At 69.2% G+C, this 15174-nt stretch carries 15 protein-coding genes; 8 read left to right on the top strand and 7 right to left on the bottom strand.

Annotated elements, in window-relative coordinates:
• The first annotated feature begins 188 nt into the window (after positions 1-188).
• Both lgt and V5F61_RS12380 read left to right on the top strand, forming a co-directional pair.
• Positions 189-1001 (top strand): prolipoprotein diacylglyceryl transferase, encoded by an 813-nt coding sequence (gene lgt, locus V5F61_RS12385; RefSeq protein WP_393989775.1) that lies wholly within the window; start codon positions 189-191, stop codon positions 999-1001.
• The gene (locus V5F61_RS12380) at positions 998-2095 is read left to right on the top strand and encodes a class I SAM-dependent methyltransferase (RefSeq protein WP_393989774.1); all 1098 of its coding nucleotides are present in this window, start codon (positions 998-1000) and stop codon (positions 2093-2095) included. The genes lgt and V5F61_RS12380 overlap by 4 nt, the downstream gene beginning before the upstream one ends.
• A gap of 150 nt (positions 2096-2245) precedes the next feature.
• Here the strand turns inward: V5F61_RS12380 and V5F61_RS12375 are convergent, their stop codons facing one another.
• On the bottom strand, positions 2246-4066 hold the full coding sequence (locus tag V5F61_RS12375) for an ATP-binding cassette domain-containing protein (RefSeq protein WP_393989773.1): 1821 nt from the start codon (positions 4064-4066) through the stop codon (positions 2246-2248).
• A 141-nt stretch (positions 4067-4207) separates the two neighbouring features.
• Positions 4208-4387: a YdcH family protein gene (locus tag V5F61_RS12370; RefSeq protein ID WP_393989772.1), complete on the bottom strand. Its 180-nt coding sequence runs from the start codon at positions 4385-4387 to the stop codon at positions 4208-4210.
• A 291-nt stretch (positions 4388-4678) separates the two neighbouring features.
• Between V5F61_RS12370 and V5F61_RS12365 the strand changes: the two genes are divergently transcribed.
• Complete coding sequence (locus V5F61_RS12365; protein WP_393989771.1) at positions 4679-4885, top strand: YdcH family protein; 207 nt, start codon at positions 4679-4681, stop codon at positions 4883-4885.
• Between the two features lie 59 nt (positions 4886-4944).
• Here the strand turns inward: V5F61_RS12365 and V5F61_RS12360 are convergent, their stop codons facing one another.
• Complete coding sequence (locus V5F61_RS12360) at positions 4945-5430, bottom strand: peroxiredoxin (RefSeq protein ID WP_393989770.1); 486 nt, start codon at positions 5428-5430, stop codon at positions 4945-4947.
• 89 nt (positions 5431-5519) lie between these two features.
• A complete protein-coding gene (locus tag V5F61_RS12355; protein WP_393989769.1) occupies positions 5520-6386 on the bottom strand; it encodes a protein-disulfide reductase DsbD domain-containing protein in 867 nt (288 codons plus the stop codon).
• A gap of 128 nt (positions 6387-6514) precedes the next feature.
• Here V5F61_RS12355 and V5F61_RS12350 point away from each other — a divergent pair, with 128 nt between their 5' ends.
• Positions 6515-7132, top strand: a complete 618-nt coding sequence (locus tag V5F61_RS12350) for a YqgE/AlgH family protein (protein ID WP_393989768.1) — start codon at positions 6515-6517, stop codon at positions 7130-7132.
• 112 nt (positions 7133-7244) lie between these two features.
• Here V5F61_RS12350 and V5F61_RS12345 read toward each other — a convergent pair whose 3' ends face one another.
• Both V5F61_RS12345 and V5F61_RS12340 read right to left on the bottom strand, forming a co-directional pair.
• On the bottom strand, positions 7245-7814 hold the full coding sequence (locus V5F61_RS12345; protein ID WP_393989767.1) for an AAA family ATPase: 570 nt from the start codon (positions 7812-7814) through the stop codon (positions 7245-7247).
• 31 nt (positions 7815-7845) lie between these two features.
• Complete coding sequence (locus V5F61_RS12340; RefSeq protein WP_393989766.1) at positions 7846-10764, bottom strand: EAL domain-containing protein; 2919 nt, start codon at positions 10762-10764, stop codon at positions 7846-7848.
• Positions 10765-11256: 492 nt separating this feature from the next.
• Between V5F61_RS12340 and V5F61_RS12335 the strand changes: the two genes are divergently transcribed.
• The 4 genes from V5F61_RS12335 to V5F61_RS12320 all read left to right on the top strand — a co-directional run bounded on the left by V5F61_RS12335 (position 11257) and on the right by V5F61_RS12320 (position 13999).
• Positions 11257-12960 (top strand): AAA family ATPase, encoded by a 1704-nt coding sequence (locus V5F61_RS12335; protein WP_393989765.1) that lies wholly within the window; start codon positions 11257-11259, stop codon positions 12958-12960.
• Positions 12961-13249: 289 nt separating this feature from the next.
• The gene (locus V5F61_RS12330) at positions 13250-13456 is read left to right on the top strand and encodes a TOBE domain-containing protein (protein ID WP_393989764.1); all 207 of its coding nucleotides are present in this window, start codon (positions 13250-13252) and stop codon (positions 13454-13456) included.
• Between the two features lie 81 nt (positions 13457-13537).
• Positions 13538-13744: a TOBE domain-containing protein gene (locus V5F61_RS12325; protein ID WP_393989763.1), complete on the top strand. Its 207-nt coding sequence runs from the start codon at positions 13538-13540 to the stop codon at positions 13742-13744.
• A 48-nt stretch (positions 13745-13792) separates the two neighbouring features.
• The gene (locus V5F61_RS12320; RefSeq protein ID WP_393989762.1) at positions 13793-13999 is read left to right on the top strand and encodes a TOBE domain-containing protein; all 207 of its coding nucleotides are present in this window, start codon (positions 13793-13795) and stop codon (positions 13997-13999) included.
• Between the two features lie 118 nt (positions 14000-14117).
• Here the strand turns inward: V5F61_RS12320 and V5F61_RS12315 are convergent, their stop codons facing one another.
• Positions 14118-15005 (bottom strand): substrate-binding domain-containing protein, encoded by an 888-nt coding sequence (locus V5F61_RS12315; RefSeq protein ID WP_393989761.1) that lies wholly within the window; start codon positions 15003-15005, stop codon positions 14118-14120.
• Positions 15006-15174: the final 169 nt, after the last annotated feature.

Below are 15174 nucleotides of genomic sequence, written 5' to 3'. Positions count from 1 at the left end.
CCCGCCGCATCAATCGGCGTGAACATGGCGACACCGCGCGCGGCGCGCAAGGGTCGCGCGGCTGCGGCACACCGGCGCCCGCCGCCGCCGCGCTTCCGGCCCGGCATCCTTGACGGCGGCACCCGCCCCGCGCCAGATGCGCCCGGCCTTCCGGCCCCGGCGCGCCCGTTTCCAGGAATCCTCGCAGAATGCTCGCCCTGCCCTTTCCCGCCATCGATCCGGTCCTCGTGAGCGTGGGCCCGCTCTCCATCCGCTGGTACGCCCTCGCCTACATCGCCGGGCTGGTGCTCGGCTGGCTCCTGGGGCGCAGGCTGGTGGCCATGCCGCGCCTGTGGGGCGGCACCTCGCCCATGCGGCCGCAGGACCTCGACGACGCCCTGTTCTGGGCGACGCTGGGCGTCATCCTGGGCGGGCGCCTGGGCTATGTCCTCTTCTATAATTTACCCCATTTCGCCGCCCACCCGGCGGACATCGTCGCCGTGTGGAAGGGGGGCATGTCGTTCCACGGCGGGCTCACGGGCACCATCGTGGCGCTGGTGCTGTTCGCCCGCGCGCGCGGCATCCGCATCCTCTCCCTGCTGGACGTGGCGGGCGTGGTGGCGCCGCTCGGCCTGCTGTTCGGCCGCATCGCCAACTTCATCAATTCCGAGCTGTGGGGCCGCCCCGCCGACGTGCCCTGGGCGGTCATCTTCCCCAACGGCGGCGGCGTGCCGCGCCATCCGAGCCAGCTCTATGAGGCGGGGCTGGAAGGGGTGCTGCTGTTCATCATCATGCTGGTGGTCGTGCGCGCCGGGGCGCTCAGGCGGCCGGGGCTCGCGGCCGGCATCTTCGGCATGGGCTACGGCTGCGGGCGCATCGTCGGTGAGTTCTTCCGCGAGCCGGACGTGCAGCTCGGCTACCTCGCCTTCGGCACCACCATGGGCATGTGGCTCTCGGTGCCGGTCGTGCTGGCCGGGGCCGGCCTCGTCGCGTTCGCGCTGAAGCGCAGGGCGGTGGCGTGACGAACCCGCTCGCGCAGGAGATCCGCGCCCTCATCGCCGCCGAGGGGCCCCTGCCGGTGAGCCGCTACATGGCGCTCTGCCTCAGCCATCCCCGCTACGGCTACTATATCACGCGCGATCCCCTCGGCGCGGCCGGTGACTTCACCACCGCGCCCGAGATCAGCCAGATGTTCGGCGAGCTTTTGGGGCTATGGGCGGTGGCCGCGTGGCGGCAGATGGGCGCCCCCGCCCCGTTTCTGCTGGTGGAGCTCGGCCCCGGCCGCGGCACGCTGATGGCCGATGCCCTGCGGGCGGCCCGCATCGCCCCCGATTTCATCGCCGCGGCGCGGGTGCATCTGGTGGAAACGAGCCCGGTGCTGCGGCAGGCCCAGCACCGCACCCTCGCCGGCATCGAGGTCTTCTGGCACGACCGGGTCGAGGCGCTTCCCCCCGGCCCGGCGCTCGTGCTCGCCAACGAATTTTTCGACGCCCTGCCGATCGACCAATATGTGCGCGCCGGCGGCGGCTGGCACGAGCGGCGCGTGGGGCTCGATGCCGAGGGCGGGCTCGCCTTCGGGCTCGATCCCGCGCCTTCCGCCATCGCCGCGGCCTTCGCGCCGCGCGGCCCGGCGCCCGAGGGGGCGGTGCTGGAGCGCATGGAGAGCGGACCGGCGCTCGCCCTCGCCCGCCGCCTCGCAAGCGATGGCGGCGCCGCTCTGGTGGTGGACTACGGCCACGCCGGCGGCTTCGGCGACACGCTGCAGGCCCTCGCCCGCCACGCCTTCGCCGATCCGCTGGCGGAGCCGGGGGAAGCGGACCTCACCGCGCACGTGGATTTCACCGCCCTCGCCCGCATGGCGCAAAGCCAGGGCGCGCGCGCCTTCGGGCCGCTGCCCCAGGGCGAGTTCCTGCTGCGGCTGGGCCTCGCCCAGCGGGCGGAACGGCTGATGGCCGAGGCCGGCCCCGACGGCGAGGACGCCATTGCCACCGCCGCCCTGCGCCTCGCGGGAACCGAGGAGGGCCAGATGGGCGCCCTCTTCAAGGTGCTCGCCCTCGCGGCACCCGGACTCGGCACCCCGCCCGCCTTCGCGCCGGACGAGGCGTTCCGGGGCTGACCCCGAAAGCCTGTCAGCAAGACCAGTGGGCAAGACCATGGGCTTGAGGTCGAGCCCGCGCAGCGCCTGAGCGAACCCACCTGGCACACCCGCCCGGCACGCCTGCTTGGTACCGGTCGAACATCGAGGCCGATGGCATGAGCCGGCGGCTCAGCCCTCTAGTTCCTCCTTGAGGATCTCGAGCCGCAACCATTCCTCTTCCGCCGCGTCAAGCGCGCCCTGCGCCTTGGCGAGGGCCGCGGAGGTCTTCTCGAAGGCGGAGGGGTCACGGACGTAGAGGCTGGGGTCGGCGATGGCGGCGGCGTGCTTCTCGATTTCGGCGCGCAGCTTGTCCATGGTCGCCGGCAGCGTCTTCAGGGCGTGCTGCTCATGGAAGGAAAGGCGCTTCTTCTCCTTGCTCTCCCTGGGCGCAACCTCCGCCTTGGGGGCGGCCGAAACGGCGGCCTGGCCCTTTGGTGCCGCCTTCTCCTTCGCCTCCACCCCGCGCCCGCGCTGGGCCAGCATGTCGGCATAACCGCCCGCATATTCGTGGAACACGCCGTGGCCCTCGGCCATGATGACGCTGGTCACGGTCCGGTCGAGGAAGTCACGGTCATGGCTCACCAGGATGACGGTGCCCGTATAGTCGGCCACCATCTCCTGCAGCAGGTCGAGGGTTTCGAGGTCGAGATCGTTGGTGGGCTCGTCGAGCACCAGCAGGTTCGAAGGCAGGGCCAGCGCCCGCGCCAGCATGAGGCGCCCGCGCTCGCCGCCGGAGAGCACGGAAAGCGGGGTGTTGGCCTGCTCGGGCGTGAACAGGAAGTCCTTCAGGTAGCCCATCACGTGCTTCGGCTGCCCGCCCACCATCACGCTGTCGGAGCCGCCGCCCGTGAGGGCGTCGCGCAGGGTGGTGGTGGGCGCGAGGGCCGCGCGCTTCTGGTCGAGGGAGGCGACCTCCAGATTGGTGCCCAGCTTCACCTTGCCCGAATCAGGCGCGATCTCGCCGGTGAGCAGCTTGATGAGGGTGGTCTTGCCCGCCCCGTTTGGCCCGACGATGCCGATGCGGTCGCCGCGCTGGATGCGGGTGGAGAAATCCTTCACCACCTCCTGGTCGCCATAGGCCTTGCAGATGGACTTGGCCTCAATGACCAGCTTGCCGGAGGTCTCGCCCTCGGTCACCTGCAGCTTCACATTGCCCTGGGCGCGGCGCTCCTCGCGGCGATCCTTGCGCATGGAATGCAGCAGGCCCAGGCGCCGCACATTGCGCTTGCGCCGGGCCGTGACGCCGTAGCGCAGCCAGTCCAGCTCGGCGACGATCTTGCGGTCCAGCTTGTGGCGCTCGGTCTCCTCCTGCTCCAGAACGCCGTCGCGCCACGCCTCGAAGGCGGAGAAGCCCTGCTCCAGCCGGCGCGTCTGGCCGCGGTCGAGCCACACGGTGGCGCGGGAGAGGGTTTCGAGGAAGCGCCGGTCATGGCTGATGAGCACGATGGCGGATCGCAGCGATCTCAGCTCGCTTTCCAGCCATTCGATGGCGGGCAGGTCGAGATGGTTGGTGGGCTCGTCCAGCAGCAGCACGTCGGGCTCAGGCGCGATGACGCGCGCCAGCGCCGCCCGCCGCGCCTCCCCGCCGGAGAGATGGGCGGGGTCCTCCTGGCCCGTGAGGCCAAGCTGCTCCAGGAGATATTGGGCGCGGTAGGCATCGTCGCCGGGTCCGAGGCCAGCCTCGACATAGGCGAGCGTGCTCGCGAAGCCGCCGAAGTCGGGCTCCTGCGGTAGATAGCGCACGGTGGCGCCGGGCTGGAAGAATCGCGTCCCGTCATCGGGCGCGATCAGGCCCGCCGCCACCTTGAGCAGCGTCGACTTGCCCGAGCCGTTGCGCCCGACCAAGCACACGCGATCGCCGGCGGAGACGGAAAGTTCCGCCCCGTCGAGCAGGGGAGTGGCGCCGAAGCGCAGGTGGATGTCTTGAAGCAGGATCAGCGGTGGGGCCATGATGCCCGATTAAAGCCACCGGCGCCGGAACGCAAAGGGTCTGCGCTCCGCCTGGGCACGAATGCCCCGCCGTTGGCCCGGCCGCGATCCGTCTCCCGCCGCCGGGCAGGCCCGACGTCGGCGACATCCTCGATCAGATTGTCAATGGAGGGTGGATGGCCCGCCGAGGCGGTTCATTTCGTCCTTGAGAACGAGCTTCCTGCGCTTGAGTTCCGCCACGCGGACCGAGTCCTTGGCGGGGGAGGCGAGTTCGCGGGCGAGCTCCGTATCGAGAGCCGCGTGGCGACGCTTCAACTCCATAAGGTGCGACTGGATGGACATACTGAGCCACTCCCTGTCTGCATCACGCTTTGGAGTGTGTCATGGGTTTGATACTGAGTCGACCACCTTTCTGATAGGCATCGCCGGAAGATGTCTTGCAGTGCAAAAAGCCCGTGCCATAGTCGGTTGGCGCGCCCTGCGCGCGCGGACGCTCCGGGTGTGCGGGCGCCCGCTGCCGGAAACGTGATCGAAGGCCCGGAGGCGCCGCCGAAGGGATGGGCCGCTCGGGCCCAGGTGGGGGAAAGCCCGGTCGCCGCGCGCGGCGGGGCGCGGGTTGCGACGGATGGGTGCATGACCAGTGACGAGGAACGGGATCTGAAGATCCTCTTGGAGCGCCTGCGGCAGGAACATCGCGACCTCGACGTCGCCATCGAGGCCCTCACCGAGGTGACGGGCTCCGACGTGCTCCAGGTGCAGCGGCTGAAAAAGCGCAAGCTTCAGCTCAAGGACCGCATCACCCACCTTGAGGACCAGCTTTTCCCCGATATCATCGCCTGAGGCGGGCGGCGGAGCGGGCGCGGCCTCGGCGCCGGCGTCCGTCCGCCGCGTCCAAGCCCTCAGAGCAGCGCGAGAATGGTCTCGGCGGTGGAAAGCTCGGCCTTACCGGGGCTGTCCTCCACCTGCAGCGTCTTCACCACGCCGTCCTCCACCACCATGGCGTAGCGACGGGACCGCACGCCGAGGCCGGCGCCGGAGGCATCGAAGCTGAGGCCCAGCGCCGTGGCGAAGCTCGCGTCCGCATCGGACAGGAACAGCACCTTGCCGGCGGCGCCGGAGGCGTTCTCCCACGCGCCCATCACGAACGGGTCGTTCACGGCCACCACGGCGATGGTGTCCACGCCCTTCGCCTTGATGGCATCGGCATGGGCCACGTAGCCCGGCAGGTGGTTGCGATGGCAGGTGGGGGTGAAGGCGCCGGGCACCGCGAACAGCACCACGCGCTTGCCCTTGAAGACCTCATCCGTGCTCTTCTGCACCGGGCCGTCGGCGGTCATCACGCGAAAGGTGGCGGGGGGCAGGCGGTCGCCGACCGAGATGGACATGGCTCTCTCCACGGAAAGCGGCCGGGAACGGCCGCCCGGCGACAATACGTAGTTTTCCGGAGGAGGAAAGGCCGGCGCCCGCCCCGCGCTCAGGGCTGAGGCACCGCCTCTGCGGTCACCGATCGCGCCGTATCGGAGAGGGTAAAGGTGAGGCGCGCGCTGTGCGCGTCGGCATCGGCCGGCACCCCTTCCAGCGGCAGCGTGAAGCGGGCAAGCCCGCCAGGCAACGCGGTCTTCTGCGGCAGCGGCAGCGCCCAGCGGGCATCCGGCCCCTCCACGAACAGGTCGGCCATGGGGGTCGCGGTCCGCGCCTCCACCACGAGGCGCGGCGGGGTCGCGGCGGCATCGATGCGGGCCGAGAGAATGGCCGGCGTGCCCTCGGCGCCGAGAGGCTGTGTCTGCGGCACCCTGGCGGACGCCTCGGCGATGCGCCGGGCCACGGCCGAATCCGCGGCCCCTCCGAGTTCCAGCGCGAGGCGGGCTGTGGCCGGCATGCACAGGGCCTCGCACACCGCGAAGTCCATCACGAGATCGAGCCGCGCGGGGCGCGCCGGGTCCTTCAGCGTCACCTTGAGCGGAAACAGCACGCTCGACTTGTACCCGATGGCATAGCCCCCCCCGCCATCCGCGAAGCGCCGCGGCGCCGGCCAGCCCACCTCCACGCCTGCCACGTTCTGCGAGCTCTCGAAGGAGATGGCTGGCGGCACGCCGCTGTCGCCGGGGTAGCGCCAGTAGGTCTTGAACCCCGGCTGCAGGCGGATGTCGATGCCCGCCTCACGCACGGCGCCGGAGCCGCCGGCCTCCACCAGCCGCACCTCGGCGCCGGGCACGCTCACGGCATCGGTCTCCGCCCCGCGGGCGGCCGCGCCGACGCCAACGGCCAGGGCACAGGCAAAGCCGCTCGCGAGGAGGCTGCGGGGGCGGCGGGCGGGCCGGCGAAATGCGATCTGTGTCATGCCTCCCGCGGTAGCCGCTCCCGCCCGCGCCGCAAAGACGCCCGATCGCACAAGGCTGTGAGCGAAGGCAGCCGCCCCGCCCGCGGACGCGCATTCCCAAAACGCCGCGAGCGCGGTACGCTTCTCCCATGACCGCGACCGACACCCCGAACACCCCGGCTGGGGATCCGCGCTTCCTGGACGGGCAGATGCTGATCGCCATGCCCACAATGCGCGACGAGCAGTTCGCGCGGACGCTGGTCTATGTGTGCGCCCACTCCTCGGAGGGGGCGATGGGCATTGTGGTGAACCAGCCCGCCAGCCACATCGATTTCGGCGATCTCCTGGTGCAGCTCGACGTGGTGCCCGCCTCCGGCCGCATCCTGCTGCCCGAGAGCACCGGGGCCATCAAGGTGCTGAAGGGCGGGCCGGTGGAGACGGGGCGCGGCTTCGTGCTGCATTCGGCCGACTATTTCATCGAGAACTCCACCCTGCCCATCGACGACGGCATCTGCCTCACCGCCACGCTGGACATTCTGAAGGCGATCGCCGGCGGCACCGGGCCGCGCAGCGCAGTGCTGGCGCTCGGCTATGCCGGCTGGGCGCCGGGGCAGCTCGAGGCGGAGATCCAGGCCAACGGCTGGCTCAACTGCCCCGCCGACCCCGACCTCATCTTCCGCCGGAGCATCGAGACCCGGTACGACGCGGCCCTGCGCAAGCTCGGCATCGACCCCGGCATGCTCTCCAGCGAAGCCGGGCACGCCTGAGACCTGCGGCCCGCTGGCGTGACTCAGCCGCCTTCGGCCAAGCCCGCGCGGCGTTCGAGCAAAACCCGCGCGGCACCGGTCAAAGGCCGGGAGCGATAGCGGCGCCCGCCCCTCATGGCAGGGACGCGAGCAGTGCCTCCATGTCCGCACGCGAGGGGAGGACAATCCGCGGCCCGTTGAAAGCCTCGAACAAGGTGGCGTGGCCGGCGCGGGAGCTGGTGTCGGTCCTCAGGTCATAGTCGCCGGCCCAGCCGATGAGCGCATCGAGCGCCGCCGTGTCGGCGCCGCGCCGGAGGCCACGGCAGCGCAGGTTGCCTGTGCATTCCTCCACCGGAGGGCGCACCCAGATCATCGCCGTCGCGCGCGGAATGGCCACGGCGGCAAGCCAGCCGTAGACCCCTTCGATGATCCAGCCGTCCCCTGCCGCCGCCGCGCGGACCTCCGCGCGCGCGGCGTCGCGCTCGCGCGCCCGGCCGTAGGCGCCGGGCTCCCAGTGGATGAGGTCGAGGTCGAGCGCCGGCAGGTCCAGCCGCGCGGCGAGGTGCGCGGCCAACCAGCTCTTGCCCGCCCCGCTGTTGCCCAGGATCAGGATGCGGGAAAGCGCCCGCGGTTCGAGGCGCGGCGCGTCCCCGGCGGGCGCGGGCGGGTGGCCGGGGGGTGCGGTGGGGGAAGGATCGCCCATGGGAGAGCCTCCGGGGAGCCGTCCGCGCCGCTCACTCGGCTGCGGCGCGCTTCTTCTTGGCCTCGACGGGCGCGGGCTCGATGAGGGCGCGGCAGTCCTCCGCCGTCAGCGGCTCGCCGAACACGACGCCCTGCGCATATTCGCAGCCGTAGCGGGCCATCTGCACCGCCTCGCTCTCGCGCTCAAGCCCCTCGGCGATCACGTCCATGCCCAGCTCGTGCGCCAGCTCCACCAGGGAGTTGACGATGATAGGCCGCGCCGCGCGCGCCGGTCCCTTGGCGGTGTCGCGCACGAAGTGCTGGTCGATCTTGATGGCGTCGAAGGGGAAGCGCTGGAGATAGGAGAGCGAGGAATAGCCCGTGCCGAAGTCGTCCAGCACCAGCCCCGAGCCCAGCTCCTTCAGGCGGTTCAGCAGCACGGCGGCGTATTCGGGGTTCTCCATCACCAGCGTCTCGGTGATCTCCAGCTTCAGCGAGCCGGGCGCCACGTGGTTGCGGGCGAGGACCGACTTCAGGTCCTGCACCAGATCGTGCCGCAGGAGCTGGCGGGAGGACACGTTGACGTGGACGAACAGCGGCGGGTCCACCCGCAGCATGCTCTGCCAGATGGCGAGCTGCCCGGCTGCCTTCTCCAGCACGAACAGGCCGAGATCAAGGATGAGCCCGCTCTCCTCCGCCAGCGACAGGAACTCTGAGGCCGCCAGCTCCCCGAGGCGCGGGTGGTTCCAGCGCATGTAGGCCTCGAACCCGCCGATGGCCCGGTCACCCAGGCGCACGATGGGCTGGTAGCGCACGAAGATCTCACCATTCTCCAGCGCCTCGGCCAGCTCCGCCTCCAGCGCCACGCGGTCGATCTTCTGCTGGCGCATGGCGGGGCGGAACACCTCGATGCGATCACCACCGATGCGCTTGCCGTAGTACATGGCCAGCTCCGCGTCCTTCAGCACCTCGTCGCGCTTGCCCACCTCGGGCCCGGACAGCACGAGGCCGATGGAAGCGGTGACGAACACCTCCTTCTCCGCGAAGGTGATGGGCGCGCGCAGGGAGCGGCGCAGGGTATCGGCGAAGGTGGTGATGCGCTCGGGGTCGCGCTCCGACATCAGGATGAGGCCGAACTGGTCGCCGGAGATGCGGGCCAGGGTGTCCTGCGGGCGCAGCAGGCGCATAAGGCGGCGGGAAACCGTGAGCAGGATGGAATCGGCCACCGCCATGCCCACCTGCACGTTCACCTGCTTGAAGCGATCGAGGTCGATCACCATCACCGTCGGCTTCACCTTGTGGTCGAGCCGCGCGAGGGTGAGGGCCTGCTCCAGCCGGTCGAGGAACAATTCGCGGTTGGGAAGGCCGGTAAGGTTGTCGCGCACCGCGTCATGGAGCAGGCGCTCGGCGGCGATGCGCTCGCCGGTGACGTCGAACAGGGTGCCCACGCAGCGCACCACCTCGCCGTCGGCGCCCACCACGGGGCGGGCCTTCAGGTTGAAGGTGAGGTAGTGGCCGTCGATGGCCTTGAGGCGGAAGTCCTGGTCGATGCGGCCGCGCCGCTGGTCGATGATGCCGTCGAGGGTGGCGCGGAAGCGGTCGCGGTCGGCGGGGTGCAGCACCTCCAGCCAGCCGGCGGCCTCGGTCTCCAGAGAATGGCGCTTGAGGCCCAGGGCCTCCTCCGCCTCGGGAGAGGTGTAGATCCGGTCCGTGTCCACGTCCCAGTCCCACACGATGAGGCCGGAGCCCGCGAGCGCCAGCGCCCGCCGCTCCAGCTCCGAGGTGGAGCCCTGGATGCCGCCGATGCCGGCGAAGGCGTGCTGCATGACGGTGAAGCCGATGAGCATCACGATCAGCACCAGGCCGCCGGAAAGCGCGGGGGCCGCGAGATCGTTGCTGATGATCCCCGCCACGGTGAGCCCGGCCATGATGACCCACACCAGCAGCAGCGACCAGGTGGGAATGATGAGCACCGCACGGTCGTAGCCGTGCTGGGAGAGCCACAGCACGATGCCGAAGCCGGCCACCGCCACCGCCAGCAGCGACAGGCGCGCCACGCCGGCCGCCACCGGCGCGTCGAGCAGCGCCACCACCACCAGCGCCGCCAGGAAGGTGAGCCAGCCGGCGGCCACGTGCACATAGCGCACATGCCAGCGGTTGAGGTTGAGATAGGCGAACAGGAACACCAGGAGGGTGGCGGTGAGGAACGCCTCGCCCGCCGCCCGCCAGAATTGCTCGGCCACGGGCGAGAGGCCGAACACCTTGGACCAGAACGCGAAATCGAGACCGATATAGCCCAGCACCGCCCACGCGAGGGCCGCCGCCGCCGGGAACATCACCGAGCCCTTCACCACGAACAGGATGGTGAGGAACAGCGCCAGCAGGCCGGCGATGCCGATGACGATGCCGTGGTAGAGCGTGAAGGCGTTGACCCGCTCCTTATAGGCATCCGGCTCCCACATGTAGAGCTGCGGCACGGTGGAGGAGCCGAGCTCGGCCACGAAGGTGACCGTGGAGCCGGGATCAAGCGTGACCAGGAACACGTCCGCGTCGGGAGAATTCTGGCGCTCGGGCTTGAAGCCCTGGCTGGGGGTGAGGGAGACGATGCGCCGGTTGCCGAGATCCGGCCAGAACAGGCCCGAGCCCACCATGCGGTAGTGAGGGGCGACGATGAGCCGGTCCACCTGCTCGTCGGTGTTGTTGGCAAGCGCGAAAGCGATCCAGTCCACGTGCTGGCGCCCGTCGGCGCTCTGCACTTCGATGCGGCGTACGACGCCTTCCGAATCCGGCGCGGTGGAGATCTGGAAGCGGCCGTTGTCGGTGGCCTCGCGCTCCACGGCGGGGGCGAGGTCCGTCACCTTGGCGTCAAGCCTGATGGCGACCGGCTCCAGCGCCCGCGCGGGCGCGCTCCCCACGGCGGCGAGGGCGACAGCCAGGACAAAGGCGATGGTCGCGGCGATGAATGAACGCAACGGCAGGTCTCCGCGGGCAGGTCTCCGCGCCCCGGCATGATCGGGCGGCGATTCGTCACTAACGAAGGCATACGGCCGGAGCAAGGCGGCTCCCGCCGTAGCATGATACTGCTACGCACGGTGTCACACCTACCCGGGCCAGGAGCCACACAGGGCCGCGCCGTCCGGGCAGGCGATCAGTCTAGGGCATTTCCGCGTTCAGGAAATCGCGAAATGCCTCCGCTTTCATGCGGGGCGCGGGCAGCGCACCCCGAAACAGCTTCGTCCCTTCCCCTATAGCGAGGCAAAGGACGAATGGGAATCCCCTGCCCCAGAGGCACCCGCCTGCGGCCGGCAGGCCCTAAGACGAATTTGAGCCAGATCAAAAACGGCGCGCTTCTTGCTGCGCCGCACGTTCGCATGCCGCGGATGCCGGAACCCGTCGCTTTTGTCGGAGGCCGGACATCACGCCCGACATCGAGCCCGACATCGCTTGGGACTATGAGGTGATCGATGAAGCTCATCGTCGAACGTCCGGTCGTCGTTGCCCTGGTGGACGCCTTTCCAGACCACGCCCACCTGCTCGCCCAGCCGCGCTTCTCCAACCGGGTGGAGGTGGGCCTCGACACGCTGAGGCCGGAGGAACTCACCCACCTGCACGACCTCGTGCAGAAGAACGGCGGCACCCCCATCCGCGGCCAGGACGAGCAGCTCGCCAACCTGGTGCGGGTGTTCCAGTACGAGGGGCAGGCGTTCGGGCCCGACGACCTTGAGGACCTCGCGGGCGCGCTGGCCCTGTTCCTGGTGGACACCTGCATCCGCGGCTGGCTGTTCCGCATGAGTCCCGGCGGCAAGCCCGAGCCCTATCTCATCACCCGGCTCGACTACACCCCCGCCGGCGAGGAAGAGGCCGGCCGCGTCATCATCGAGCTGAAGGCCAACAGCCGCGGCCGCACCCAGATGGAAAACCTGCTGATCCGCTCCAAGGATCTGCGCGGCCTCACCATTCCCGGCACCCTGGCGGCCAAGGGCTGGCTGCTGGAGGACCCCGGCCTGCTCCAGTCGTTCGACGACGAGACGGCACGCTATTTCGACTGGCGCGGGCGTTACGGCCAGCAATTCTCCGCCACCGGCACCGGCATCTTCGCCGAGGACCCCACCTCCAACCGCCGCGACACCGACTGGGCGCGCAAATCCACCATCGTGCTCTCCTCCTCCGGCTCGCCCACGCGCCTCGTCAATGACGAGGAACTGCTGGGCGAGCGCACCCTGGGAGCGGAGACCTCCGGCTTCTTCCTCGACAAGCTGGTGAAGAAAGCGGAGAAGCAGAACTGCTTCGACATGGCGGTGGACGAGGCGCTGCGGAAGGCAAAGGACAGCATTCCGAAGGGGGCTTTCACCGATATGCCGGTGCACCCCCTGATCCTGATGTTCCATCTCGAGCTTCACCACCACGTGTGGGTGCACGTGGATAATCTGAAGCCCTACGAATACCATCCGGAGCTCAAGCAGAAGCTGGTCCTGCCCCCTGAGCAGACCGACCTCATCGACATTCTGACCGCCGAGATGAATACGCTGATGGCGGACATCGTCGAAGGCAAGTCAGGCGGCACCACGGTGCTGTGCGCCGGCCCGCCCGGTGTCGGCAAGACGCTCACCGCCGAGGTCTATTCGGAGATCATCCAGCGCCCGCTCTACCGTGTGCACTCCGGCCAGCTCGGGCTCGACGTCGCCACCATGGAGAGCCAGCTGAAGGACGCGCTCACCCGCGCCCAGCGCTGGGGCGCGGTAATGCTGATCGACGAGGCCGACGTCTACATCAAGCGCCGGCAGGACAACCTCACCATGAACGCGGTGGTGGGCGTGTTCCTGCGTGTGCTCGAATATTTCAACGGCCTGCTCTTCCTCACCACCAACCGCGTGGACGACATCGACGAGGCCATCGTCTCGCGCTGCATCGCCCTTATCAAGTATCACGCGCCAGGGCCGGACGACCGGCGCAAGATCTGGCGGGTGATGGCGGACCAGTTCGCCCTGCCCCTCTCGGACGAGCTCATCGACCTGCTGGTGCGGCAGTTCCCGGAAACCTCGGGCCGCGACATCAAGGGCCTCGCCAAGCTGGTGGCCAAGTTCTGCACGCAGAAGCAGACGACGCCATCCATCGAGATCTTCCGGCGCTGCGCCATCTTCCGCGCCCTCGACGTGCCGCCCATGTGACGAAGGATATGTGAGGCGGCACGCCTCTTCCGGCCCATGAAGGCGCCGCCGCTCGCAGCGACGCCTTCATGCTATATTCCATGCGACATAGCTTCGCAGATCCGCCTCGCGCGGCGCCTGCGCTCCGTGCATTTTTCGCGCATAACGGGAAAACAAGCATGTTTTTCGCATATTGTTTCCCCATTTCCAGCCGTCTAACTAAGTGCCTGGAGACGCCATTTTCTCGTCTTCGCCAAGCTCATTCATGGCGTAACTTGATATCGCCTGGCAGATACCAAGGAGAACGAAGATGAAGGTCTCCGCGCGAAACGCTCTTTCCGGCACGATCGTCGCCTTAAAGAAAGGCACGACCACCTCTCATGTGGTGATCGACGTGAACGGCCTGAAGGTCACCGCCTCCATTACCAATGAATCGGCAGAAGACCTCGGCCTCAAGGTGGGCGGCACCGCGACCGCCATCATCAAGTCCTCGGACGTCATCATCGCCGTGGCGTGAGCCGGCGCGCCGCCTTGACTTCGCCGCAAGTGCCGTAAGCTTGCGGGGCGTCTGCTCCATTGAGCAACGGGAGAAAAGGCAATGAAGGTTTCCGCGCGCAACGCCCTTCCCGGCAAGATCGTCGACATCAAGAAGGGCGCCACCACCGCCCATGTGGTGATCGACGTGAACGGCCTGAAGGTCACCGCCTCCATCACCAACGAGTCGGTGGACGAGCTTGGCCTCAAGGTGGGCGGCGAGGCCACCGCCATCGTGAAGTCCTCCGACGTCATCATCGCCGTGGCGTGACGCATCCGGCCGCAAGGTCATCCCACCCCGAACGAACGGGAGAAGACCATGAAGGTTTCCGCACGCAACGCTTTCCCCGGCAAGATCGTCGAGATCAAGAAGGGCGCCACCACCGCCCATGTGGTGCTCGACGTGAACGGCCTGACGGTCACCGCCTCCATCACCAACGAGGCGGTCGATGACCTTGGCCTCAAGGTGGGCGGCGACGCCACCGCCATTGTGAAGTCCTCCGAGGTGATCATCGCCGTGGATTGACCGGGAAGGCCGGAGCCGCCCCCCGGCCTCTGCCCTGACCCCGGGCAGGGTGGCTCCGGTCCGGGCCGCTTCCGTTGCGCAAGCTGCGGAAGCGGCCTTTCGCCGAAGAGGCGTGGCCTCAGCGGCCGTTGAAATGCACCGTTCCGAAACCGGAAAGATCATAGCCGCCGAGCGCCTCCGCCCGCGCCGCCAGCGCCGGGCCGCGGCAGAAGGCCACCAACTTCTGGAACGGCGGATCGAAATAGGCTTTGCGCCAGACCAGCAGATCGAAGCGCTCCTCCACCATCGGCAGGAAATCCAGGTTGAACTGGCGCGCTGCCGCCTCGATCCCGAGGCCCACATCCGCCCGCCCGCCGGCGATGGCCATGGCGAGATCGGTTTCCGAACGCTCGATGGTGTCCACCGGCATCAGGTCCGCCCGCCCCATCTTCTCGGCCTTCAGCAGGCGGTCCAGCACCAGTTCGCTGCCCGCCTCGGGCTGGCGGCGCTGAAAGCGCAGACCGCGCGCATCCCGCAGGCAGGAGGGCGTGCGCGGCAGGTCGGGCCGGGACATCAGCCCGCGCGTGCGCCGCGCCCACTCCAGCAGCACCCAGGGCTCCTGGCCGAAGCGCTCCGCCGCCAGGGACACATTCCACCCCTCGCCATCGGGTATGTGGAGCCCTGCCGCGATGCAGTCACCCGCCGCGGCCCGCTCCACTCCGTCGAGGGTACCGTCGAAGAAAGCGGCGATACCCGAGCGCGATTCGCGCAGCGCCCATTCGAGCAACGGATCGTGGCCGCCGGCAAACACCAGGGGACGCGGGGCATCCGCCGCCGGCACCGCCGCCTCGCCCTCCGCCACAGCGGTCTCGGCGCCCAGCCAGACTTCGATTTCCTTGCGGGGAAACAGCAGCTTGCCCGTCACCTTCCGAAACGGAAGTGTACCCGCTGCCACCAGATCGTAGACCTTCCGCTCCTTCACCCTCAGCAGGCTGGCCAGCTCGCGCGTGGTGAGAAAGTCCGACATGGGCAAATCCCGAAAAAACGCAGGCGGTCCGGAAGGAACGACACGAAAAAGCTATATCTGCATAGATACGCCGTCACCGAAGCGACGCAAGAAAAACCCGCGGCCGGCCTTCGGCCCCGCCCCGCTCGCCCAGCGGAGGACCAGGGCACCGCGCCGCCTTGCCCGCGGC

Source organism: Xanthobacter sediminis (assembly GCF_043195015.1).
Taxonomy (GTDB): Bacteria; Pseudomonadota; Alphaproteobacteria; order Rhizobiales; family Xanthobacteraceae; genus Xanthobacter.
This window is presented reverse-complemented; position numbering and strand designations above follow the sequence as displayed.